Source organism: Pantoea sp. y20 (genome assembly GCF_054903455.1).
This window is the reverse complement of record NZ_CM142816.1, coordinates 131,130-154,607: the sequence shown is the minus strand read 5'-3', so window position 1 is coordinate 154,607 and position 23,478 is coordinate 131,130. Positions and strand designations below refer to the sequence as shown.

Genomic DNA, 23,478 nt, shown 5'->3' with positions numbered 1-23,478 from the left:
TATCCTTACTTCTTGCCGGACTTGCTATCAACTTTTGGGTTGAGACGACGCCACGCATGACGTTTCAGCATCACCCACGCACCGCCGCCGACCAACGCTGAAAGCAGCAGCGCCGCCAGCGCCATCAGCACCGAGTGCTGGTTGGCATACCACACCACCATCATGTACCACGGCATTTCGCCGCTCGGGAATTGCGGGCCGACGCGGAAGCTGCGAATGCCGTTCTCATCGGTGATGATGGCGGTATCGCCGCGAATCCCGGCGTTGATGCGTGCAGAATTCAGGTCTTCATGCAGGCGCAGCAGTTGCTGATCGCTGGTCGCCACCGTCATCACCACTAAGCGATCCGGGTTCCACGGCGAGCGATAGCTGACAAAGCCGCGCCACGCTTCGTTGGAGGAGAAGTAACGATCGGCATCCAGCGGCTGGCGATACCAGTCGCCGGTCAGCCAGCCACGCAGTTTGTCCCAGGTGGTGGGCTCTTTCACGCCCAGCGTGTTGCCGCTGGTATCGAACGGCGTGTTGGCCAGCATTGCCTGGTTGAAGTCGTTGTTCTGCGTGGTGCTCACCGCCAGCAGATCGCTCTGCTGCAGGCGCGTCATGTTGGTGCCGCCGTTTGGCAGGCCAAACAGCACCTGATTTTGCAGCAGCGGTACGCCGGTAGCGTTACCGGCGCGTGAGGCCATATCCAGCAGCGTGGCGATCTCCGCATCGCTTGGTTGTTCCGGCAACAGCAGCGTGGTCTGCGAGAAGTCCGCCAGACGCGAGAACGGGAACGAAGCGCCAACAAAGTAAGAGAGATTTGGCAGCATGGTGAAGTGGCGCGTATGGCTCAGATCGATCCACGAATCCTCTTCAATGCGGCTCTTAATGTTGTTGTTCAGCAGCACGCCGCACGGCGCATCCGCTTTCGGCTTGATGTTGAAGTAGAGCGCCAGCTGATTGTCACCGTAAATCAGGTACGGTTCGAGCTTCAGGGTGTAATGCTCCTGACGCGCGTCGCCGCCCAGCCGATGCCAGGCGCTCTCCAGCAAGCCGACTTTATTCACCGTAAGATTGCGCAGGAAGGTGCCATTAATCATGACGTTGAGGAACGAGTTGTCCTCATCAATCCAGCTTTCGGATGGGAAGCGATAGTGCAGCTCCACCGGAATGGTGTCGCCATCCCACAGGAACAGGTCTGGCGCCGCGCGGAAGTTGACGCTCAGCGCATCGTGCCAAATGCCGGTGGTGGTCAGGCTCTGATCTTTGCGCAGCAGTTCGCTCAGACGCACCGGGCGCGTGGTGTTGATCCAGCGCGGCGCATCGTACGGCTTACGTTCACCTATCGGCTGCGGCTGCACGTTAAGGCTGCTGGCATCGGTCGCCAACGGCTGAGTGGTTAAACGGTTAGCGGCCTGACGCAGCTGATCGTCATTTGCGCCCACCACCAGCAGCAGTTTGTAGACCGGATTGTTCGGATTATCGATCACCTGCAGCAGCGGACCACTGGTGGCTGGCAAGGTTACGGTACCAATTTTGTCGCCCGGATGGCCGACCAGAATGCCGTTGTGTTCAGGCAAATCGCCGCGCACCACCGGGAAACGGATGCCACGATAATCCGACTGAATGCCCATCCACGATGCCACCAGCGCAGCGGCGCTGATGCTGTCCGGCGCGACATTGGCGGCAAAGCCAAAGGTGACGCTGGCGGGCGTCATGCGCTGCGCATCAATAAACGGACGCGGGAAGTTACGCAGGCTGGTGCCGATGTTCAGCTGCTGGCCTTCGAGGCTCAGCGTGGTTTTCGGCAAAATCGATACCTGATACTGCTGCGCGCTCTCTTTCTCGCACAGCAGCTTGTCGGCATCGTTAATCTTGAAGCTAAGGTTGTTGCTGGAGACCACCATCGCCGCCGGAATATCCAGCTGGTAATCGCTGACATCGCTGTCGCTGGCGCCCAAAGGCAAGGTACCCAGCGGCTGACCGTTCAGCATCAGCTGCAGCGAGGTGTTACGCGCGGCCAGCGCCGCCGAGACGCGCAGCGACAGATTAAGACGCGCGTTGGTGATCACTTCATCGCTGGGCAGCGTGAACATGATACCGGATTGCAGCTGGCCGCCGGTCAACGTAATGCCGCGTGGCTGGCCCATTTGTGCCACCGAAACGGTGCTGCTGATTGGCTGGTTAAGCGTCACGGAAGACGTTTCTGGCATCATCGCCGGTGCGGTTGGCGCTACCGTTGGCAGCACCATTTCTGGTGCGGCAGCAGGTTCGCTGGGCGCAGGTTCAGCAGGCGCGTTGTTTTCCGTTGTCGATGCGGCTTCCGGTGCGGTTTCGGGAGCAGTTTGCTGTGCGGTTTCCGCTGGCGCATAAGGTGCGGCGCCCGCTGCCTGTTGCAGCTGCGGATCGGCAGCGCTTTCGATGCCTTGCGGCGGCGGCACGTCTGAAAGTGCAGCGCTATCCTGAGTGACTGGCGGGGTTTCGGCCCACGCTGGCGCGAGCAGCAGCGCCGTTGCCAGCGAGCTTGCCAGCAACGTTTGCGTCAAATTCTTCATGCAGCGCTGTCCTCTTTTACTGCGGGCTGGTTGCCACGCTTACGCTTCTCACGGCGATCTTTCCAGGTCAGCCAGAACAGCTCAAAGACGGTACGAATAATGGTGCCAAGCGAAACCAGTGGATTGTCTTGCTTATACTCTGGCTGAATCCACGCATCGGCACGCGCCAGTACCACGCGCACCAGCTCACGGCGGCGCGACAGCGGCATATCGCCAAAGCGCAGACGGATGCTCTCCTCATCGCCGGAGATTTTGTTCACCGGAATGGTGATGGTGCCCGACTTCAGCAGCAGATCGATCTCTTCAATTTCATCGTGCTCGTGACGATTGTCCGGCGCATCCAACTGCGCGCCGCCCATCGACAGATCGCTGGTTTTCGTGCGTGACGAGATGCCGCTGGCGTAGTGAATCACCGCCGGAATCTGCACTTCAATACGGATGGTTTTACGCACCTGCTTGGTTTCGCGCGCCACGGCAATCGCCGCCATCAGGATAACCAAACTGAAGACCGCCCAGCCGACGTTGAGCGCAATAACGTAAGGATCAACGCCAAAGTAGTCATGCGCGGTGGCGCGCACCACGCCCGCGATGATGCCGATCGACAGCAGCACCGCGACAATCACATGTGGACGCACGATGTGGAAGTCGAAGAAGCCCTGATCGAGCAGGCCGCCTTTATCCGTTACGTTAAACTTACCGCGCTTCGGTGCCAGCATGGTGAGCAGCGTTGGGATGACGAGGTGGAAGCACATCACGGTTTCGTAGATTTCGCCCCAGAAGGTGTAACGGAACTTGCCGTTCATTCGCGAGTTGACGTAGAGGGACATCACCAGATGCGGCAGGACGTAGGCGAAAATCAGTGAGGCTGACGAGTGAATGATATTCAGGTTGAACAGCAGGTAGGCCAGCGGTGCCGTCAGGAACGCCACGCGCGGCAAGCCAAACTGGAAGTGCAGCATGGCGTTGAGGTAGCACAGACGCTGCTGCCACTTCAATCCACGGCCAAACAGCGGATTATCAACGCGGAAGATCTGCGTCATGCCACGCGCCCAGCGGTTACGCTGCACGACGTGCAGGCCAAGACGCTCGGTCGCCAGACCGGCCGCCAGCGGAATCGCCAAAAAGGCCGATCCCCAACCGCGACGCTGCATTTTCAGCGCGGTATGCGCATCTTCGGTCACGGTTTCCACCGCAAAACCACCGATCTCTTCCAGCGCGCTACGGCGAATCACCGCACAAGAACCGCAGAAGAAGGTGGCGTTCCAGTTATCGTTACCCTGCTGCACCGGGCCGTAGAACAGTGAACCTTCGTTCGGGATGCTGCGCGCCGCGCGCAGGTTACGCTCGAACGGATCCGGTGAATAGAAGTAGTGCGGGGTTTGCAGCAGCGCCAGCTTTGGATCTTTCAGGAACGGACCGACCGTTGCCTGCAGGAAGGTGCGCGTGGCCACGTGATCGCAGTCGAAGATGCAAATCAGCTCACCTTTGGTGATCTTCATCGCGTGGTTGAGGTTACCGGCTTTAGCGTGATTATTGTCGTCACGGGTGATGTAACCCACGCCTACATCGGCGGCAAATACCGCAAACTCACTGCGCTTACCGTCATCCAGCAAATAGACCTTCAGCTTGTCGCGCGGGTAATCAATACACTGCGCCGCCAGCACGGTATCACGCACCACATCGAGGCTTTCGTTGTAGGTCGGAACATAGACATCCACCGTCGGCCACAGGCTGGTATCATCCGGCAAAGGTTCGATGGTGCGTTTTAATGGCCAGGTGGTTTGCAGGAAGCCGAGAATTAAGATCAGCCAGACATACAGTTCGGCCAGATATAAGCCGATACCGAGAATGGCTTCAATCTCAGAATTAAATTGCAGCGTCTCCGTAGTACGCCACCAGATATATCGGGTCGACATCAGCGCGGATAAGATAACCATAACGATGGTTATTTTGCGGCTTTTGCTGAAGCCCAGTAAAAACATCATCCCGATGCTGATTAAGCCAAATATATATTGCTTCTGGCTGTCCATAGGCGTGATGACGATTACCGCCGCCACCGGTGCAAGCACCAGCAGCAGCAGGTAAAACCCGAGTTTACTCATGATTCACCCTGAAGAAGCTGTGTTGTTATTATGTGGCCGGAGTCGGCCTCATTATTAATAGTGGCTGCGAAAAGGTGCCTGAACTTCGCCGTTACCCACGGTGATATCCAGTATATTGGCTACGCGTTTTGCCACTAATTCGATATCAAACGCAGCTGCAGACGCTGGGCTGAAATCATAAACCGATTGTTGCGAGGCATTGGCTTCCGCGACGCTTTCATCACGATGTACCACGCCTAATAAGTTCTCACCCAGGCGCTGCTGCATAAAAGCGGTGACTTCACGGCTAATATTGCGGCGGTTATCGCTCTGGTTAAGGACAAAATAGTGACCGCGTTTATTATTCAGCGGTCGACCGATCATGCGGTCATTTTCTATTTGCGGCAGCAACGAGACCGATGCGGTATCCGCTAACATCACCACTAAATGCATATCGGCAAGTGCCTGCATTGCTTTAAGCGCCGGACCCGGACCGGGGGGAAAATCGGCGATAATCACCAGCCCCGGATAATTCAGCACCGTATCCAGCCCGCGTTTAAGGAAATGGGGATCTTTTACCAGGTTTTCTTCAAAGCGTTCACGCTGCTCTTCGCTCACCTCGCCATACGGCATGACGAAAATATTGCCGCCGGTGGTCAGAATCGATTGGCTCCAGTCAGCCTGATCTTCAGAGCGTGCCACAAAGCCGCGACCATCATTCAGCGGTACACCGAAATGCAGGCGCAAGGCGTTCTGAACATCGAAATCGATTGCCAATACCTTGCTGCCAGCGCGAGCCAGACTCCACGCAAGGTTGGCCGCCATGGTGGTTTTCCCTACTCCCCCTTTTGGCGAGCACACACAAACTAACGGCATAGCGCAATCTTCTCCAGTAGCGGTTTTAACGGTGTTTCTTTTGACAGGTTAGCCGGCTCGGCTGGACGCGAGCGGAACAGCGCACCAAAGCGAGACGGGGCCGGCGCAGCCGGACGTGCCGGTTCAACCGCAGCGGCCAGGGTTGGCGCAGGCACTGGCGCGATTGGCGCGGGAGCTGCCGGTGCGGCAACAGCAGCAGGCTGAGCGACTGGCGCGACGGCAGGTTTTGCTGGTGGAAACAGTGAGGTTGTCGCCTGGCGCTCGACCAGCGTGGCTTTCGGCGCTAATGGCGTCGCAGAGGAGAGCGGCTTAACCGACGGCGCGGGCGGAAACAGTGATGAGCCGCTCTCCGGTTGCGCGGCGGCAGGTGCGTTCAGGCTATCGAGAATCGATGCGCGCGCCGGGCTGGCTGATGCAGCCTGAGCCGGTTCCGGCGGTGCGCTGAATTCATCCCCGCGAATCGGCTGTGGTTGCGGCATATCGATGCGCTGACCGCTGCCTAATTCAGGCTCTTGTTCGGTGGTCAATTGACGCAGTAACGCCCACTGACTTTGATCGGCTTCCTGCGATTGACCGGACATATCCTTAAAAGCGATGTCAAGCGTCTGCGTTTTCTCTCTAAAACGCTGCAGATCGTCGTAATTCTTCATGATCAGAGCCTGTAAAAGCGGGAGGGAATTTTCCGCGAATATATCACACACATTAAAAGACGGTGAGACAAATCTGATTACTAAAACAGCGCATTCAATAAAAGAATTCTATCTTTAAGATTGAAAAAGCGGAAATGCAAAAAGCATGCAGTTATTTATGGACGGAGATTAATTAGTATCAATTAACAGAAATAATCACGCAGGGGATTTTAACCTAAGCTACTGAAAAACCTCTACTGCGCTGCAAGTTATGGATTTTATTCTGCAGTGACATTGCTCACACAATGATGATGAAAATAGGAATTTGCCTTTACGCTATATATCTTAATCAGGACCAATTGTTCACAGATGCAGTGGCGTAATGCTTTTGTCAGGGCTTTAGCAGTAACCCTTTTTGTCGTTAATTTATCTCATGTATTAATCAGCAAAAAGAAAGGCTCCCGCAGGAGCCTTGATTCATTTATGGCAGTAATTTATGACACGCCTACCGGCTGATTTTCATCCTGATCAACCGCGAAGCAGGCGATTTGCTGATCGCCATATTGCTTCAGTTTTGGCTGCAGCTGAACGCAGGTGCCAAAACGACGACGGCAGCGCGCGTTAAACGCACAGCCCGGCGGCGGATTGAGCGGGCTTGGCAACTCGCCCGTCAGTTTGATGCGCTCGCGGCGATCGTCCGGGTTGAGGCGTGGTGTCGCCGACAGCAGTGCCTGCGTGTAAGGATGACGCGGATTGCTGAAGATCGCCTCTTTGCTGCCCTTCTCAACGCAGCGGCCGAGATACATCACCATCACCTCATCGGCGATGTGTTCCACCACGGAGAGATCGTGCGAGATGAAGACGTAGGACAAGCCTAAATCCTGCTGCAAATCCATCATCAGATTCAGCACCTGCGCTCGCACCGACACGTCGAGCGCGGAGACCGGCTCATCGGCGATCAGCACATCAGGATCGAGCATCAAACCACGCGCAATAGCGATACGCTGACGCTGGCCGCCCGAGAACATGTGCGGATAGCGATCGTAATGCTCGGTTTTCAGGCCAACCTTCGCCATCATCTCCAGCGTTTTTTCCTTGCGCTCCGCTTTGGTCAGCGAGGTGTTGATCACCAGCGGCTCTTCCAGAATCTGGCTGATTTTCTTACGCGGATTGAGCGAGCCATACGGGTTCTGGAACACGATCTGAATTTTCTGGCGACGCAGTTTCTGCGCTTGCGGATCGTGTTTCAACAGATCCTGACCGTGCCAGAACAGCTGGCCTTCGGTCGGGGTTTCAATCATCGTCAGCAAGCGGCCCAGCGTGGATTTACCACAGCCGGATTCACCGACCACCGCCAGCGTTTTGCCGCGTTCGAGGTTGAACGAGACGCCATCCAGCGCTTTGACCAGACGTTCCTGGCCAAACAGACCTTTCTTCACCGGGTAGTGTTTTTTCAGGTCAATCGCCTGCAGCAGGTAATCCTGCTTATCGTTATCAAGACTCATAAGTCGGTCTCCCGGCATCATCCAGTGGGAAGTGACATTTGGCCTGGCGGCCAGGAATGTCGCGCAGCTCCGGCTCTTCGCGGCGGCAGCGATCGGTCACATACGGGCAGCGCGGATTTAACAGGCAGCCGGTTGGGCGATCGTATTTACCCGGCACTACGCCAGGCAGCGAGGCCAGACGCGCTTTGTCCGCAGCAAACTCCGGCAGCGCGCGCAGTAAGGCTTGCGTGTAGGGATGACGCGGCGCTTTGAAGATATCCACCGCTTTACCGCTCTCCACCACTTGTCCGGCATACATCACGATAATGTGCTGAGCCGCTTCGGCCACCAGCGCCAGATCGTGGGTAATCAGGATCAGCGCCATGTTCTCCTGCTTCTGCAACTCCAGCAGCAGTTCGATGATTTGCGCCTGAATGGTCACGTCGAGCGCGGTGGTCGGCTCATCGGCGATCAGCAGCTTCGGTTTGCAGGCAATCGCCATCGCGATCATCACGCGCTGGCTCATCCCGCCCGACAGTTGATGCGGATAGACATCCAGGCGCGATGCCGGGTCGGGAATGCCCACCTGATCGAGCAGATCAATCGCACGCTGACGACGGGTACGTTTGCTGCCGCCCTGATGCACTTTCAGCGCTTCCATGATCTGGAAACCCACGGTGTAGCAAGGGTTGAGGCTGGTCATCGGGTCCTGGAAGATCATCGCTACTTCGGCGCCCACCAACTGGCGGCGCTCTTTTTCGGAGATTTTCTGCAGGTCGCGCTGATTGAATTCCAGTTTCTCGGCCATCACGCGGCCGGGATAATCGATCAGGCCCATAATCGCCAGCGAACTGACCGATTTACCGGAACCGGATTCCCCGACGATGCCGACTACCTGGCCTTGCTCGACCTGATAGCTGATGCGGTCAACCGCACGGAACGGTGTTTTTTCGTCGCCGAAATGCACCGATAATTTGTCTACATTTAATAACGCCATCTCGGTGCCTCTTTACTGCTTGAGTTTCGGGTCGAGTGCATCACGCAAACCATCGCCCATGAGGTTGAATGCCAGAACCGTTAGCAGAATGGTCACTCCAGGGAATGTCACCACCCACCAGGCACTTTGCGCATACTGCAACACGTCGGAGAGCATGGTGCCCCACTCCGGCGTTGGCGGCTGCGCCCCCATACCGAGAAAGCCCAACGCCGCCATATCGAGGATGGCGTTGGAGAAACCTAATGATGCCTGCACGATCAGCGGTGCCAGGCAGTTAGGCAGAATATTGATGAACATCTGGCGCAGCGTACCGGCACCCGCCACGCTTGAGGCGGTAACGTAGTCGCGGTTAACTTCAACCAGCACCGCAGCACGCGTCAGACGGATATAGTGCGGCAAGGCGACGAAGGTAATCGCCAGCGAGGCATTAACGATCGACGGACCGAAGATCGCCACCAGCACCAATGCCAGCAGCAGGCTTGGCAGCGCCAGCATGATATCGACCACACGCATAATGATGGCGTCAACCACGCCGCCAAGGTAGCCAGCCATCAGGCCAAATATCACGCCGAGAATCAGCGACAGCACGACGACCATGCAGCCAACCAGCAGCGACAGACGCGCGCCGTACATCAGGCGCGACAGCACATCGCGGCCCACGTCATCGGTACCGAGGATGTAGCTCCAGCTGCCGCCTTCCTGCCAAACCGGCGGATGCAGCAAGGCATCACGGAATTGCTCAGCCGGTGCGTGCGGTGCCAGCACATCAGCAAAGATAGCGATTAACAGCATCAGAACGATGTAAACCAGGCCGATAACCGCCCCTTTGTTACGCCTGAAGTAGTGCCAGAATTCCTGCAACGGGGTCATCGGCTTGGGTGCAGCAGTTACGCTTGCGGGATCAACAGCAGACATGATTCCCCCTTATTTCTTATGACGGATACGTGGATTGACCACGCCGTACAACAGATCAACCAGCAGGTTGACCACGATGATCAGAATCGCCACCAGCAACACGCCGCCCTGCACCACCGGATAATCACGGCGTTGCAGCGCTTCGATCAGCCAGCGACCGAGTCCCGGCCACGAGAAGATGGTTTCGGTCAGAATCGCACCGGCCAGCAGCGTACCAACCTGCAAACCAATCACGGTGACGACCGGCAGCATGGCGTTACGCAGCGCATGCACCACAATCACACGCATACGCGTCAGCCCTTTGGCGCGAGCGGTGCGGATGTAATCTTCACCCAGCACTTCCAGCATCGAGGAGCGCGTCATACGCACGATCACCGCCAGCGGAATGGTGCCGAGCACGATGGCCGGCAGAATCATGTGCATCACCGCATCTTTAAAATCGCCCTCTTCGCCCCACAGCAGCGTATCAATCAGCATAAAGCCGGTGAGCGGATGACTGTCGTCGAGGAAGATGATGTCGCTGACGCGCCCGGAGACCGGCGTGAGGTTCAACTGCACCGAGACCAGCATGATCAGCATGATGCCCCACCAGAAAATCGGCATCGAGTAACCGGTGAGCGAGATGCCCACGGCGGTGTGATCGAAGATCGAGCCGCGTTTTACCGCGGCCAGCACGCCAACAGGAATGCCGACAGCGACCGCGAACAACATGGCGCAGATGCCCAGTTCCAGCGTAGCTTTGAAGCGTGGTACGAATTCGTCCCAAACCGGGATACGGCTTTTCAGCGAGATGCCGAGGTCACCGTGTAAGACGCCGTTGATGTAGGTGATGTATTGCTTCCACATCGGCTGATCGAGGCCAAACTGCGCCATCAATTGCGCGTGACGTTCAGGAGAGATACCGCGTTCGCCGGCCATGATCAGTACCGGATCGCCGGGGATCAAGTGGACAAACGCGAAGGTCAATAACGTGATACCGATGAACGTTGGGATGACAAGGCCCAAACGTCGGAGTATGAATTGCAGCATAAGCCTGGTTCTCTGACATTTCCCACAGCGTTACCGCCGGGGACAACATTGCTCAACACTCGCAGCCAGCCGAAGGCGGACGCGACGCAAGAAGCGCTTCATTAGTAGAATTTGCCGGAAAAAAAGAGCGGAATACGGGCGGCGAAGGTGCCGCCCGAGGGCCAGCAATGCTGGCCCTGACCGCGATAATCCGAAAGGTTATTCCTGGATATCGACGTTTTCGAAGTGATGTTTACCTAATGGATCAACCACATAACCAGAGACTTTCTTACTCACTGGCTCGTAGACGGTTGAGTGAGCGATGATCAGCGCTGGAGCCTGGTCATGCATCACTACCTGAGCCTGTTTGTACAGTTCAATACGTTTGTTGTGATCGGCTTCAGCACGGGCTGGCTGAATCAGATCTTCAAACGGCTTGTAGCACCAACGTGAGTAGTTAGAACCGTCTTTCGCCGCTGCACAGCTGAACAGCGTGGCGAAGAAGTTATCCGGATCCCCATTATCACCGGTCCAGCCCATCATTACGGTCTGGTGTTCACCGGCTTTCGCGCGTTTCAGGTACTCGCCCCATTCGAAGGTGACGATTTTGGCTTTCACGCCAATTTTCGCCCAGTCAGCCTGAACCATTTCCGCCATGCGACGTGCGTTCGGGTTGTATGGACGCTGAACCGGCATTGCCCACAGGTCGATGGAGAAACCATCAGCCATACCTGCTTCTTTCAGCAGCGCTTTGGCTTTCTCAGGATCGTAAGCGTAATCTTTGATGTCGTCGTTGTAGCCCCACATGGTGGGTGGGATCAGGTTTTTCGCGGCCTGGCCAGCGCCCTGATAAACGGCATCAATGATGGCTTGTTTGTTCACCGCCATGGTCAGTGCCTGACGCACCTTCACGTTATCCAGCGGCTTTTTCTCGGTGTTGAACGACAGGTAACCGACGTTCAAACCAGGCTGTTCCATCAGGTTAATTTTGTCGTCTTTCTTCATGCTGGCGATGTCGGCCGGGTTCGGGTACGGCATGACCTGGCACTCGCCTTTCTGCAGTTTCGCATAACGCACAGAGGCGTCTGGCGTGATGGAGAACACTAAGCGATCAATCTTCGGCTTAGTGCCCCAGAAGTCTGGGTTAGCTTTATACAGAATGCGCGAGTCTTTCTGATACTGCTGCAGTACGAACGGACCGGTGCCCACTGGATTGAGGTCCAGCTTCTCAGGCGTGCCCGCTTTCAGCATGTTGTCGGCATATTCTTTAGAAATGATTGAGGCGAAGTCCATGCCGAGGTCAGCAATGAACGGCGCTTCTGGACGCGTCAGCGTGAAGCGTACGGTGTAATCGTCAACTTTTTCGATTTTGGCGATCAGCTTAGGCATGTCCATGCCTTCGAAGTATTCGTAGCTGCCGCCAGAAACACCGTGATATTTGTTGTTTTTGTCGAGCTGACGCTCGAAGGAGAACACGACGTCATCGGCATTGAAGGTGCGGGTTGGCTTGAAGTCTTTGGTGGTTTGCCACTTCACGCCCTGACGCAGGTGGAAGGTATAAGTTTTACCGTCCGCGCTGACATCCCATTTTTCTGCCAGACCTGGCTGCAGCTCGGTGGTACCGGTTTTGAACTCAACCAGACGGTTGTAGATCGGTACCGAGCTTGCGTCGTAGGTGGTGCCCGATGTGAAGAGCTGCGGGTTGAAGCCTTCCGGCGAACCTTCTGAACAATAAACGAGGGTTTTCGCCTGGACACCAGCGGCAACGGTCATAGCAATCAGGCTGAGACCGACCTTCAGCATCCTGGATTTAGCCAGGGAGTTGATCATGTTTTGCTCCATTGTGATGTGATGTTGTGTGCGTCGCCCGACCTCTGATTTTTTTATGCGGTTCGGGCAGGTCAATTAAGAGTAAGCAAAATGTGAGCGGTTATTTTTTTGTGCTGGCACCGTGGAATCTGTCAGACACGTCCTTCTCTACATTTTATTGACGCATCAATTTGTCAACAGTTGCAATGAACGTCAATACAGTGTGGGGTTATTTACATAGAGTGTGACTAAGTGCAAGCAACGATAAAAAACACCCTTCTCAGCCTAAGCCAAAATTAAAAAAGGTGATAAAGCGCTCAATGCCGCGTGATTATCTGGCTATGTAGTCAAATAGCAGTGATTATCACCGCTAAAAAACACACAAAACTTATTGGTAAATGTTGAATATCTGAACGATTCTGCGTGCGTTATGACGTTCAGGCAGCGGAATGTGCTAGGGAAATGGCATAAGAAATCAGCATGATGCATAAACCGGTCATAAGAAGAATGTTTCGCGAATTAAGCGCGCGGGTTCGATTTGGCGTGGGGTACGCGGGAGTTAGTGGAGATAATGGTGAGTATTGCTGGTTTAGGGGATGGAATGGGTATATTTAGGGGTTTTGCTATTCGCTCGGTGCGTTGCTCAGGAAAGGCGGCTCGAACGCAAAGTCGGCGTGAATACGTCCCTGTAGCCTCGACCGCCGCATCCCTGCGGCGGACGCTTTGCTAAACGAGCCGCCTTCCCATCGCCAGGTTGGCTTCTGTTTTGCTGTTAAAAAAATGCAGAGGAGTTTGAAGAAGGATGGAATACAGGGCCGCGGAGTAAAGCTTCCGGCGCAGGGATGCGCCGGCAGAGCCCACAGGGATGTGTCCACGGCGACTTTACGGAGCGGCCCTGTATTTCAGCCTGATCGGCACAAGACCCAACAAATTACAGACGAAAAAAAACCTGCTTATAAAAGCAGGTTTCTTCAAAGATGGTCGGCGAGAGAGGATTCGAACCTCCGACCCACTGGTCCCAAACCAGTTGCGCTACCAAGCTGCGCTACTCGCCGATGGGGGCGCATATTACTGCGCTGCTAAAAAAGCGTCAATGCCTTTTACTGAAAACCCAACTGATCGCCTGGAAAGCAAGCAGCGGTCAACAACCCCAAAAAAATCACAGCGCTTTAGCAGGCGCGGCCGCTGGTGCTGAACACCAATTATTTGCGTCTTTAATTCCGCCGTCCGGCGAGGTGTAGCCGAGGCAACCCATGATGGTGTCGAACAGCTCAACATGGCGATGGGTTTTACCCACGCGCTGCTGCGCCTGTAAACGTTCGAAGTTGCTGCGGTTGGTTGGATCTGCAAGATACTTATCAGAAGCCCACACCATCATCGGTACACGGAACTGCTCCGGTGGCGCCATCTCGCGCGGCGTACCGTGCAAGTGCATATTCTCGCTGATTGATTCACCGTGATCGGAGGCGTAGAACACAATCGCCTTCTTATCACGCAGCTGATCGAGCACGCTATCCAGCATGGTATCCACGTACAAAATCGAGTTGTCATAGGCGTTAATCAACTGCGCTTTACTGCACTTCTCATCAACGCCCATGCATTCCGGCTGATAGCGCGCGAAATCACGCGGGTAACGCTGAGAATAAAGGTAGTGCGAGCCTTTGGTGTGCAGAATCACCACGTGCTTGCCTTTCGGGAAGCGCTGTAACGATGCCTGTAACTCCGGCACTAACAGCATGTCATCGACCGCTTTGCCCTGATTACGCTTCTCTGAACCAATCTGCTCGCGGAACGAGAAGTTATTGGTGTCAGCGTTATCGTAGAACCACACTTCGCTCTGCATCGCGAACAGCTCAGACGTGAAGCCCAGCTCTTTCAACACGGCGAAAACATTTTGTTCTTTCAACGTGCGGCCCGGATTATCCATGGTGCCGCCTTCGCGCACGAACATGCAGCGCAGCGACAGCTTGGTGGCGGTATCACAAGATTCACCACGGAACGCGACCAGGTTCTTCTCTTTCGACAGCTTCGGCGTGGTATCACGATCGTAGCCGAGCATGCCCATGTGATCCCAGCGCGTGGTTTCGCCAATCACAAACACCATATAGGTATCGTCGATGCCCGCAGGCGCGACGTAAGTAAACTCTTTTGCCGGATCGAGTAACTTCTGGCCATCCCACTCTTCATCAACTTTGGTCCAGGCGAACAGGCCCAGCGCGGCAATCCAGTTGGATGGCAGATACGAGTGCGCCACCACGCCGCCATAGCTCGGCAAATCGATGTTGGTGATCTCTTCATTCACCTTCTGCAACTTGTCGAAATAGCGAATCGGCAGCCAGACCAGCGCCACGCTCAGCAGCATAACGGCTACCGGCTTAAGACGTTGGCCAGGCGTTTTAAGTTGTTCAATCAGTGTCTGGCTAAGCTTATTGCGCCAGATAAGCAGCAGCGGCAGCGCACTCACCAGCACCATCCACAGCACGAAATGCAGACCAATCACTTCTTTAGAGAGATCGATATCGGTGGTCATCACCGAGGCGATAATGCCGTAGCCAATCACCACGTTGAAGAACGCCATGTAATAGGCGGCGGCAACAGAGATGATCACGGTGAGTGTGGCGAGAATGCGGTAAACCCATTTGCCGCCCAGCGACAGCAAGCGCATCAGGAAGAAAGTCAGCAGTACCGCTGCCATAACTTCCGCCGCTGCAGAGAGCCAGTTAGAGATATTGGATTTCGATAAGAAGCCGTCAAAGCGGCGATAAAATATCGGTAAATTCAGTAAGATACCGAGATATAACGCAAGCAGCAGAGACAGCTTTTGCTGCGTTAAACTTTTAATATAATTCATGAAAATTTTCTATTCCCGACCTGGTGTCGTTGTATCAACCGTTATGTGACTGTTTAAAGACAGCAGAGTTCGCTAAACCGCAGTAAAAGCGTGACGCAAGATGCAGGATCGGGACGATTCCGACTGGCGAAAGGGCGATGGCGCGAAGCCGAGCAGTAGAACATTTAACCAATGGTAAGACCAGATAAATTTTCTAATCGAACCGGTTAGCGTTTTATTCAGATGTGAAAAAGGCTCCCGCAGGAGCCTGTTATCGTGAACAACATCAATTAGTTGATGATGTTCAGCGTCACGTCGATATTGCCACGCGTTGCGTTTGAGTATGGGCAAACGATGTGTGCCGCATCTACCAGCTTCTGCGCTTCAGCTGCATCCATCTCTGGCAGATGAATATTCAGTTTGGCTTCAATACCGAAACCGTTCGGGATTGGGCCAATGCCAACTTCGCCTTCAATCCACGCATCTTTCGGCATCGAAATCTTGTCGCGGCCAGCCACAAACTTCATCGCACCGAGGAAACACGCTGAATAACCTGCAGCAAACAGCTGCTCTGGGTTAGTCACTTCACCGCCTGCGCCGCCCATCTCTTTTGGCACGCCCAGTTTTACATCCAGTACGTTGTCGGAAGAAGTAGCACGACCATCACGACCGCCGGTAGCTTTAGCTTTTGCAGTGTAAACAACTTTTTCTAAAGACATAATAACCTCATTAATTCGCTATATAATCGCGCACTACTTATTATGCGCAAACCTGAACGTCATCTTTTGGGTTGTCGGACAGCGACTTCCCCTGTTTATTAATTGGCGCGGTAAAGGCTATCGCGCAACTCGTCTAACTGAGCTTTCAGAGATGCCATCACCTGATCATCGCAGGCTGTTGCGCACTGAATGGCTTCCGGAATACTTTCTGCTTTGTCACGCAACGCACGACCTTCATCGGTCAGCGTTACCACAACCTGACGCTCATCCTGACGGGAACGCTGGCGATGCAATAAACCCGCGCTCTCCAGACGTTTCAACAGCGGCGTCAGCGTGGCTGAATCAAGAAACAGCTGCTCGCCAATCTCAGAGACCGTCACATCGTCCTGACTCCACAGCACCAGCATCACCAGATATTGCGGATAGGTAATCTCCAGCTTTGATAGCAGCTGGCGATAGACTTTGTGCATCGCGAGATTCGCCGAATACAGTGCAAAGCAGAGCTGCTGATCTAACTGAAGTGGCGCCTGCTTCACTTTTTTGTCATCTTGATTACTGTTCATGGGTTTCAATATAAATAGCGCGCTAGATAATTGCAAGCGACTTTTCTCTGGGAGAGTGAAATATGCGAGATTCACTGGAAGAGCAAGCGCGCCGTTATGCCACTGAGGCGCATGCCGCTGCGGGTCAACGTCGCAAATACACTGACGAGCCTTACATTGTGCATCCGGCTGCCGTCGCCGAATTAGTGCGTAGCGTTACCGATGATGAACAGATGATTGCCGCCGCCTGGTTGCATGACACGGTAGAAGACACGCCCAGCACCATTGACGATATCGAACGCCATTTCGGCCCGCGCGTGGCGGAACTGGTGGACCAGCTCACCGACAGCGCGCAGCCTGCGGCAAAAAACCGCGCCGCGCGCAAGCTGGCGCATTTCCGTCATACCGCCGATGCCTCGCCCGAAGCGCAAACCATCAAGCTGGCCGACATCATCGACAACACACGCGCCATCGTGCAGTACGATGCCGACTTTGCGCGCGTCTATCTGGTGGAAAAGCAAATTCAGATTCAGCTGTTACGCCAGGGCGATAGCCATCTTTGGCGGCAGGCAGAGCAGACCATCAAACAAGGGCTTGCGCAGTTAGCGCAACCGCCGTACAGCGTGCCGGAGAGCTGGTTCGTTAAACAGGCAGCAAAGTATGGCGCCATAAATTAAAAAACCCGCCATCAAGGCGGGTTGGATCATCCCCAAAAAGGGATTACTCCAGCAGCTGGCGCCCTAAATAAGGGTTGGCCTGCAACAACTTCATCAATTTACGCGCCGTAGCGGAAGGACGTGTACGTTGCGCCTCCCAGCTTTTCACTGACGAAACGCTAACACCCATCACACGGGCAAATTCGTCAACCTGCATGCCGGTCATCTCGCGCAAACGCTGCGGCTCGGGAACTGTAGTCTGATTGATTGAAATTTCTGATACGGATGGCTTCGCGTCACGTGTCAAAACAATCTGCTCAAGGCTGCTGAGCAACTCGACCATGGGATCTTTTAATTCCATAGAGAACTCCTTAAAAACTCACTATGAAGCACGTGAAAGTAGAGAGGTAAGCGCCACCAGGCGCTGAAACCGGACGATCAGGCTGTATCCCGAAGCGGTTTCGCATAGTTATTATCAAACCGATGCGGGACACAGCCTGTTGAGCACTGCAAAAGATGTCAGGGCAATGCAACAATAGTTCGGGTTTCTAAGTATGGGACATATCCCCGACTTTGCTGCCAGATTCCTGATTATTTTTTATTCTTTCTTATGCCACTTTTGGGTCGATCACCATAAGCAATTGACCTGCCTGCACTTGCTGCCCAGACTGCCGCGTCAGACTATGGATTTTTCCACTGACGGGCGCGACGATCGGGATTTCCATCTTCATTGATTCGAGAATGCCGACCGTGGCCCCCGCACTGATTTCACTGCCTTCCTCCACCAGCCATTGCCACACGCTGCCCGCCACCTGGCTCTCAACGGGATGACAACCGGCTGGCACCACACTCTCTTCGCTGCTCTGCGCTTGCAGCTGGCTATCGAAGGTAAACTGCCCTTCCGCTCGCCAGCGCGCCAACTCCTCATCAAACGCCTGCTGGCGCTGCTGCTGGAAGGCATCAATCTCCTGCGCGTGCTGCGTCAGCATCGCCTGATACTCGGCGAGGCGGAATTCACCCTGTTCCACGCGTAGCGGATAATCGCCCCACGGGAAACGCTCACGAATCTGCAGCAACTCGTCGGCATCTACCGGATAAAAGCGAATTTGATCGAAGAAGCGCAGTAACCACGGCTGGGTAAACGCAGCTGTGGGTCGATCGCGGTTCCACATCTGCATAGTGCGTCCAACAAACTGATAGCCGCCCGGCCCTTCCATGCCATACACGCACATATAAGCGCCGCCGATACCGACCGAATTTTCCGCCGTCCAGGTGCGCGCCGGATTGTATTTGGTGGTCACCAGGCGATGGCGCGGATCGAGTGGCGTAGCCACCGGCGCACCGAGATAGACATCGCCCAATCCCATTACCAAATAAGAGGCGCTAAATACGATCTCTTTTACCGACTCAATGCTATCCAGCCCATTGATGCGGCGAATAAATTCAATATTGCTTGGGCACCACGGCGCATTCGGTCTGACGGATTGGTCGTAGCGCACAATCGCTTCACGACAGGCCGCATCATCCCAGCTAAGTGGCAGCCAGACGGTGCGCGTAGGCACGGCCGCATCGGCCAGGCTACCCAATGCTAAATCAGCGTGCAATATTTGCGCCACTCGCTCACTTCTGGCACACATTTGTGCGTCATAATGAATTTGTAGTGAGCGGATGCCAGGCGTCAATTCCAGTTGCCCCGGCAGCGGGTGCGCTTCCAACCATTGCATCAGCGCATGCACGCGAAAACGCAACGCGATATCCAGTTGTAAATCGCCATATTCCACCAGCAGAAAACGGTCGCCCGCCGCCCGAATACTGAGCGAAGGACGTTGCTCCGTTGCCGCATGATGGTGCAGCACCGGATCAATTAAGGGCAGCGCCGCGTTCACTGTAATCGGTTGAGATTGCAGTTTGATGATCTCGTCACGCTGCGCCTGCGCCAGTTGATCGGCGGTGGCAAGTTCGATCGGCTGGAACTGGACGCGATCGCCAGCTTTCAGCTGCCCCAGCTTCCACAGATCGGCTTCGATCACCGTTGCCGGACAAACAAATCCTCCCAGCGATGGGCCATCCGGGCCGAGGATCACCGGCATATCGCCGGTAAAATCCACGGTGCCGAAGGCGTACGCATTGTCGTGGATGTTCGAGGGATGCATGCCCGCTTCGCCGCCATCGCTGCGTGCCCAGGTCGGTTTGGGGCCGATCAGGCGAATGCCGGTGCGGCTGGAGTTGTAGTGCACTTGCCACTCAGCGGCAAAAAATTCCGCGATGTCATCATCGGTGAAGAAGGTTGGCGCGCCATGCGGACCGTAAATCACCCGCAGCTGCCAGCTGCCGTTCAATGACGGCAGCAAATTATCCGGCAAGCTGGCCGCTGTCAGCACCTGCGGCGCGGCGAGATGCAGCACATCACCGGCGCGCAGCGCGCGTCCGGCATGACCACCAAATTTGCCGAGGGTGAAAGTGCTGCGGCTACCCAGATAGCGCGGCGTATCGAGGCCACCGGCCAGCAGCAGATAGCTGCGGCTGCCATCTCGTACTTCGCCCAGCGTCAGCGTTTGCCCGGCCTGCGCCGTCAGCCGCTGATGCATCGGTATCGTTTGTTGATCAAGCTGCGCGGCAATCGGCGCGCCGGTCAGGACAAAACTGCAGGCCTGGTTGAAGCGCAGCGTCGGGCCACGCAAGGTGATCTCCAGCCCGGCGGCCTGCGCATCATTGTCTAACAGACGATTACCCAGCTGGAACGCGCGGCTGTCGAATGGACCGGAAGGCGGCACGCCAACATGCCAATAACCGATGCGGCCCGGCGCATCTTGCACTGTGGTTAAGGTGCCGCCGCTGAGAATATCCAGCGTTGGCGGCTGCCACTGCAGGGTGCCGAGCGTGGCGGTGATGATGCGTCCCTGCTGCACGTCCGGCAGCGTGCACAGCTGGCGCAGCCATAGCAAATTGGTTTCGATGCCGTACAGTTCGGTGGCGGATAGCGCCTGCGCCATGCTGCCTAGCGCGCTGGCACGGTCTGCGGCATGTACAATAAGTTTCGCCAGCATCGGATCGTAAAATGGCGAAACCTCCATGCCGCTCTCCACGCTGCTGTCGATGCGCAGCGTAGCGCCCTCAATCGTAGTCGGGAACTGCACATGGCTGAGCAATCCCGCGCTGGGCTGGAACTGCTTAGCCGGATCTTCGGCGTAAAGCCGTACCTGAATGGCGTGACCTTGCGCGACCGGCTGCAAATCGGCCAGCGGCGGCAATTTTTGCTGCGCCAGTTCTATCATCCAGCACACCAAATCAACGCCATACACCATTTCGGTGACGCCATGTTCCACCTGCAAGCGCGTGTTCACTTCGAGGAACCAGAACTGCTGGCTGGCATCGTCATAAACATATTCCACCGTGCCCGCGCTGCGATAGTTCACCGCCCGCGCCAGCCTTACGGCGGTGGCCTGCAACTGCGCGCGCACCGCAGCGCTCAAGCCCGGTGCGGGCGTCTCTTCCAGCACCTTTTGATTGCGGCGCTGGGCCGAGCAATCACGCTCGCCGAGCGCGATGACTTCACCTGCGCCGTCGCCAAAAATCTGCACTTCGATATGGCGTGCACGCGCAATAAACTTCTCTAAAAACACGCCATCGTCGGCGAAGTTGTTGCCTGCCAGGCGCTTCACGCGGGTGAATGCGGCGTCTAGCTGTTCGGCATCGTCACAGCGCTGCATGCCAATGCCGCCGCCGCCCGCGGTGCTTTTCAACATGACCGGATAGCCAATCTGCGCCGCCATCTGCTGCGCCTCGGCCAGCGAAGCCAGTAAGCCGCTGCCCGGCAGCAGCGGCACGTTATTCTGTTCAGCCAGCGCACGCGCGCTATGTTTCAGGCCAAAGGCCGCCATATGCTCGGCGCTCGGCCCAAGAAAATGCACGCCCGCCGCTTCGCAGCGCGTGACAAACTCCGGATTTTCACTGAGAAAACCGTAACCGGGATGCAGCGCCTGCGCGCCACTCTGCGCGGCTATCGCCAGTAATTTATCCTGATTGAGATAAGTGTCTCGCACCTGACCTTCACCGAGCGACCAGGCTTCATCCGCCAGACGCACATGGCGCGCATGACGGTCGGCTTCGGCGTATACGGCAATCGCCCGGATATTCATGGCTTGCAGGGTTCGAATAATGCGCACGGCAATCGCGCCACGGTTGGCAATTAATACGCGATCAATCATGACTGAATACTCTCGTTGCGGCAGGTCGTCCTGCGTAGCATTGACGGCAGAAAACGGGTCGTCCCGTTGCGTCAGAGAATCACCACACGCTGACTAAAATCGGCGTTGGGTTGTAACCGTTGCAGGGATTGTTGAGCTGCGGGCAATTGGAGATCAGCACCAGCACGTTGATGTGCACCAGCATCTCGACATATTTGCCCGGCGCAGAAATGCCGTCGGCAAAGGTCAATCCGCCATCCTGCGTCACCGGCACGTTCATGAAAAAGTTGATGTTGTGGGTGATGTCGCGGCGCGTCAGGCCAAACTCCGGCTGTTCCGCCACCGCCAGCATCCAGCTATCGCGGCACGAATGCATATGGCGCTTCTCCAGGTCATAGCGCACCGTGTTGCTCTCGCACGAACAAGCGCCGCCGAGCGTGTCGTGACGGCCGCAGGTATCGGCAGTGATGGTCAGCATTGGGCGATCAAAGTTCGAGCGCAGCACGCTGCCGGCCGTCAGAAACACATTGTTCTGCCCGCGCAGCGTGTCGCTCATGCTGTAGCGTTCGGCGGTGTCCTCAGCATTGAAAAACAGCGTATCGGCGGCTTGATTGCCTTCAAGATCGGTGATGCGTAGCGTTTGGCCCGCCTCGATGCGCTGCAGCCAGTAATCACCGGCATCAATTTGCTGCTGGAAGCGCGCTTCGACTGGATTGCGCTGACTTTCAATGATCATCACATTTCTCCTTGCAGTTGATACAGCGCGTTATTGCGCAGACCGCGCTGATTCTCGTCGCGCTCGAGACACATCGCCGGCAGCGGCGCGTGTTGCGCATCCAGTTCGATCTGCACCGGCTGGCGCGGATAATCCTGCGATGCGCTGAGCGGATGCGGGCAAGTGTGCAGCAGCACCAGCGTGTCCATCGCGAAACGTAAACGCACGCTGGCACCCGCCGCGCCCTGACGTTCCAGCTGCAAAGTGCCACTGTCGTCGGCGCGCACCTGCGCAAACAGATTGAGGCAGGACGCCATATCGCGCTGGCCGAGCCCATATTTGGCCAGCTCGACAAGAAAACTGTCGTAGCCATTTTGATGGCGCAGATTGCGCGCCTGCTGATAGGTGCTGGCACCAAAACGCGCGGCAGTTTGTGCGGCATTCAGCGTGCCGCACACGCTTTCGTGCCAGCCGAAGCTGTCGTGTTCGATGCCGCAGAAAATCCGTCCCATATCGGAATAGAGACAATGACCGGCGGTGAGGCGGAAAGTGTGCTGGCACTTCAGGGTGTCGGGCGCGTTATAGCGCTCCAGCAGGTTTTCCGGGTTGTAAAACAGCAGGCCGACGTTGGCGCCACCTTCGACATCGGTGAGGGTCAGCGCGCTGCCGCTGCGCATCACCAGCGACCAGTGTGCGCCGCTCGGCAACAAGGTTTGGTAAGGCTTCATGGTTTTCTCCTTTAGGCGACCTGCGGTTCGGATGGCTGTGCGCGATCCAGCGGCAGATCGTAAGTGATGGTCGCGCCCCAGGCTTCAGGCGCGTGCGGATCGTGGCGCAGCTTGTCGAACACCAGCAGACGCGATGCAAGGCTAAATCCCTCTTTCAAATCGTGGGTGATCATGAAAATGGTCAGGTTATGCTGCTGCCACAAACGGGTGATCAGTTGGTGCATCTCGCTACGGATGCCGGGATCGAGTGCGCCGAAGGGTTCATCGAGCAGCAAAATGCGCGGCTGCTTCATCAGCGCCTGCGCCAGCGCCAGACGCTGCTGCATGCCGCCCGACAGCTGATACGGATATTTATTCTGTGCCTGTTCAAGCCCGACCTGCGCCAGCATGGCCTGCGCGCGCTGGCGAATCGCCTGGCGTTTCTTTCCCCACACGCGGCCCAGCCATCGCGCACTGCTGAACTCGTCGCCCAGCATCACGTTGCCCAGCACCGTCAGATGCGGAAACACCGAATAACGCTGAAACACCACGCCGCGATGCGCATCCGGTTCGTCGGGGATAGGTTCGCCATCCAGCAACAGCTGGCCTTTGCTGGGCGCTTCAGTGCCGAGCAGCATATTCAGGAAGGTGGTTTTGCCGCAGCCGGACGCACCGACAATCGCCACAAACTCGCCCTCTTCAACCTCGATGTTGAGGCGCTCCAGCACCACTTGCTGGCCGTAATGTTTCTCAAGGTTTTTCAGTTGCAGTAACGGCATCGCTCGC

At 56.0% G+C, this 23,478-nt stretch carries 18 protein-coding genes and 1 tRNA gene; 1 reads left to right on the top strand and 18 read right to left on the bottom strand.

Annotated features, from left to right (window positions below; genetic code table 11):
* Positions 1-5: 5 nt before the first annotated feature.
* From bcsB to ACYAC5_RS00665, 13 genes are all read right to left on the bottom strand, one after another.
* Positions 6-2,537 (bottom strand): cellulose biosynthesis cyclic di-GMP-binding regulatory protein BcsB, encoded by a 2,532-nt coding sequence (bcsB, locus tag ACYAC5_RS00725; RefSeq protein ID WP_462062240.1) that lies wholly within the window; start codon positions 2,535-2,537, stop codon positions 6-8.
* On the bottom strand, positions 2,534-4,639 hold the full coding sequence (gene bcsA, locus ACYAC5_RS00720) for a UDP-forming cellulose synthase catalytic subunit (RefSeq protein ID WP_462062239.1): 2,106 nt from the start codon (positions 4,637-4,639) through the stop codon (positions 2,534-2,536). The genes bcsB and bcsA overlap by 4 nt, the downstream gene beginning before the upstream one ends.
* A gap of 54 nt (positions 4,640-4,693) precedes the next feature.
* Positions 4,694-5,494, bottom strand: a complete 801-nt coding sequence (gene bcsQ, locus ACYAC5_RS00715; protein ID WP_101763799.1) for a cellulose biosynthesis protein BcsQ — start codon at positions 5,492-5,494, stop codon at positions 4,694-4,696.
* On the bottom strand, positions 5,485-6,144 hold the full coding sequence (bcsO, locus tag ACYAC5_RS00710; protein ID WP_462062238.1) for a cellulose biosynthesis protein BcsO: 660 nt from the start codon (positions 6,142-6,144) through the stop codon (positions 5,485-5,487). The genes bcsQ and bcsO overlap by 10 nt, the downstream gene beginning before the upstream one ends.
* A 473-nt stretch (positions 6,145-6,617) precedes the next feature.
* Positions 6,618-7,628 carry a dipeptide ABC transporter ATP-binding subunit DppF gene (gene dppF, locus ACYAC5_RS00705; RefSeq protein WP_137384884.1) on the bottom strand — a complete coding sequence of 337 codons (1,011 nt, stop codon included), beginning with the start codon at positions 7,626-7,628 and terminating at the stop codon, positions 6,618-6,620.
* Positions 7,618-8,604, bottom strand: coding sequence for a dipeptide ABC transporter ATP-binding protein (gene dppD / locus ACYAC5_RS00700; RefSeq protein ID WP_008104610.1), 987 nt, complete (start codon positions 8,602-8,604; stop codon positions 7,618-7,620). Before dppD ends, dppF begins: the two co-directional genes overlap by 11 nt.
* A 12-nt stretch (positions 8,605-8,616) precedes the next feature.
* Positions 8,617-9,519 carry a dipeptide ABC transporter permease DppC gene (gene dppC / locus ACYAC5_RS00695; RefSeq protein WP_110867893.1) on the bottom strand — a complete coding sequence of 301 codons (903 nt, stop codon included), beginning with the start codon at positions 9,517-9,519 and terminating at the stop codon, positions 8,617-8,619.
* Between the two features lie 9 nt (positions 9,520-9,528).
* The gene (dppB, locus tag ACYAC5_RS00690) at positions 9,529-10,548 is read right to left on the bottom strand and encodes a dipeptide ABC transporter permease DppB (RefSeq protein WP_192414368.1); all 1,020 of its coding nucleotides are present in this window, start codon (positions 10,546-10,548) and stop codon (positions 9,529-9,531) included.
* Positions 10,549-10,746: 198 nt separating this feature from the next.
* Positions 10,747-12,357: a dipeptide ABC transporter periplasmic-binding protein DppA gene (dppA, locus tag ACYAC5_RS00685; RefSeq protein ID WP_101763804.1), complete on the bottom strand. Its 1,611-nt coding sequence runs from the start codon at positions 12,355-12,357 to the stop codon at positions 10,747-10,749.
* Positions 12,358-13,314: 957 nt separating this feature from the next.
* A tRNA-Pro gene (locus ACYAC5_RS00680) sits at positions 13,315-13,391 on the bottom strand.
* 104 nt (positions 13,392-13,495) lie between these two features.
* Complete coding sequence (gene eptB / locus ACYAC5_RS00675) at positions 13,496-15,187, bottom strand: kdo(2)-lipid A phosphoethanolamine 7''-transferase (protein ID WP_462062237.1); 1,692 nt, start codon at positions 15,185-15,187, stop codon at positions 13,496-13,498.
* Between the two features lie 269 nt (positions 15,188-15,456).
* Positions 15,457-15,885, bottom strand: a complete 429-nt coding sequence (locus ACYAC5_RS00670) for an organic hydroperoxide resistance protein (RefSeq protein ID WP_101763806.1) — start codon at positions 15,883-15,885, stop codon at positions 15,457-15,459.
* Positions 15,886-15,983: 98 nt separating this feature from the next.
* Positions 15,984-16,448: a MarR family winged helix-turn-helix transcriptional regulator gene (locus tag ACYAC5_RS00665; RefSeq protein ID WP_101763807.1), complete on the bottom strand. Its 465-nt coding sequence runs from the start codon at positions 16,446-16,448 to the stop codon at positions 15,984-15,986.
* A 62-nt stretch (positions 16,449-16,510) separates the two neighbouring features.
* On the opposite strand from ACYAC5_RS00665, the gene ACYAC5_RS00660 reads away from it, so the two are divergent.
* On the top strand, positions 16,511-17,104 hold the full coding sequence (locus ACYAC5_RS00660; RefSeq protein WP_101763808.1) for an HD domain-containing protein: 594 nt from the start codon (positions 16,511-16,513) through the stop codon (positions 17,102-17,104).
* 43 nt (positions 17,105-17,147) lie between these two features.
* Here ACYAC5_RS00660 and ACYAC5_RS00655 read toward each other — a convergent pair whose 3' ends face one another.
* From ACYAC5_RS00655 to ACYAC5_RS00635, 5 genes are all read right to left on the bottom strand, one after another.
* The gene (locus tag ACYAC5_RS00655; RefSeq protein WP_008104629.1) at positions 17,148-17,444 is read right to left on the bottom strand and encodes an HTH-type transcriptional regulator; all 297 of its coding nucleotides are present in this window, start codon (positions 17,442-17,444) and stop codon (positions 17,148-17,150) included.
* Between the two features lie 247 nt (positions 17,445-17,691).
* On the bottom strand, positions 17,692-21,291 hold the full coding sequence (gene uca / locus ACYAC5_RS00650) for an urea carboxylase (protein WP_462062235.1): 3,600 nt from the start codon (positions 21,289-21,291) through the stop codon (positions 17,692-17,694).
* A gap of 79 nt (positions 21,292-21,370) precedes the next feature.
* A complete protein-coding gene (locus ACYAC5_RS00645; protein ID WP_309836473.1) occupies positions 21,371-22,006 on the bottom strand; it encodes an urea amidolyase associated protein UAAP2 in 636 nt (211 codons plus the stop codon).
* Entirely contained in the window at positions 22,006-22,713 is a 708-nt protein-coding gene (locus ACYAC5_RS00640; protein ID WP_192414359.1) for an urea amidolyase associated protein UAAP1, read from the bottom strand. The genes ACYAC5_RS00645 and ACYAC5_RS00640 overlap by 1 nt, the downstream gene beginning before the upstream one ends.
* A gap of 11 nt (positions 22,714-22,724) precedes the next feature.
* A complete protein-coding gene (locus ACYAC5_RS00635) occupies positions 22,725-23,471 on the bottom strand; it encodes an ABC transporter ATP-binding protein (protein WP_462062234.1) in 747 nt (248 codons plus the stop codon).
* Between the last annotated feature and the right edge of the window lie 7 nt (positions 23,472-23,478).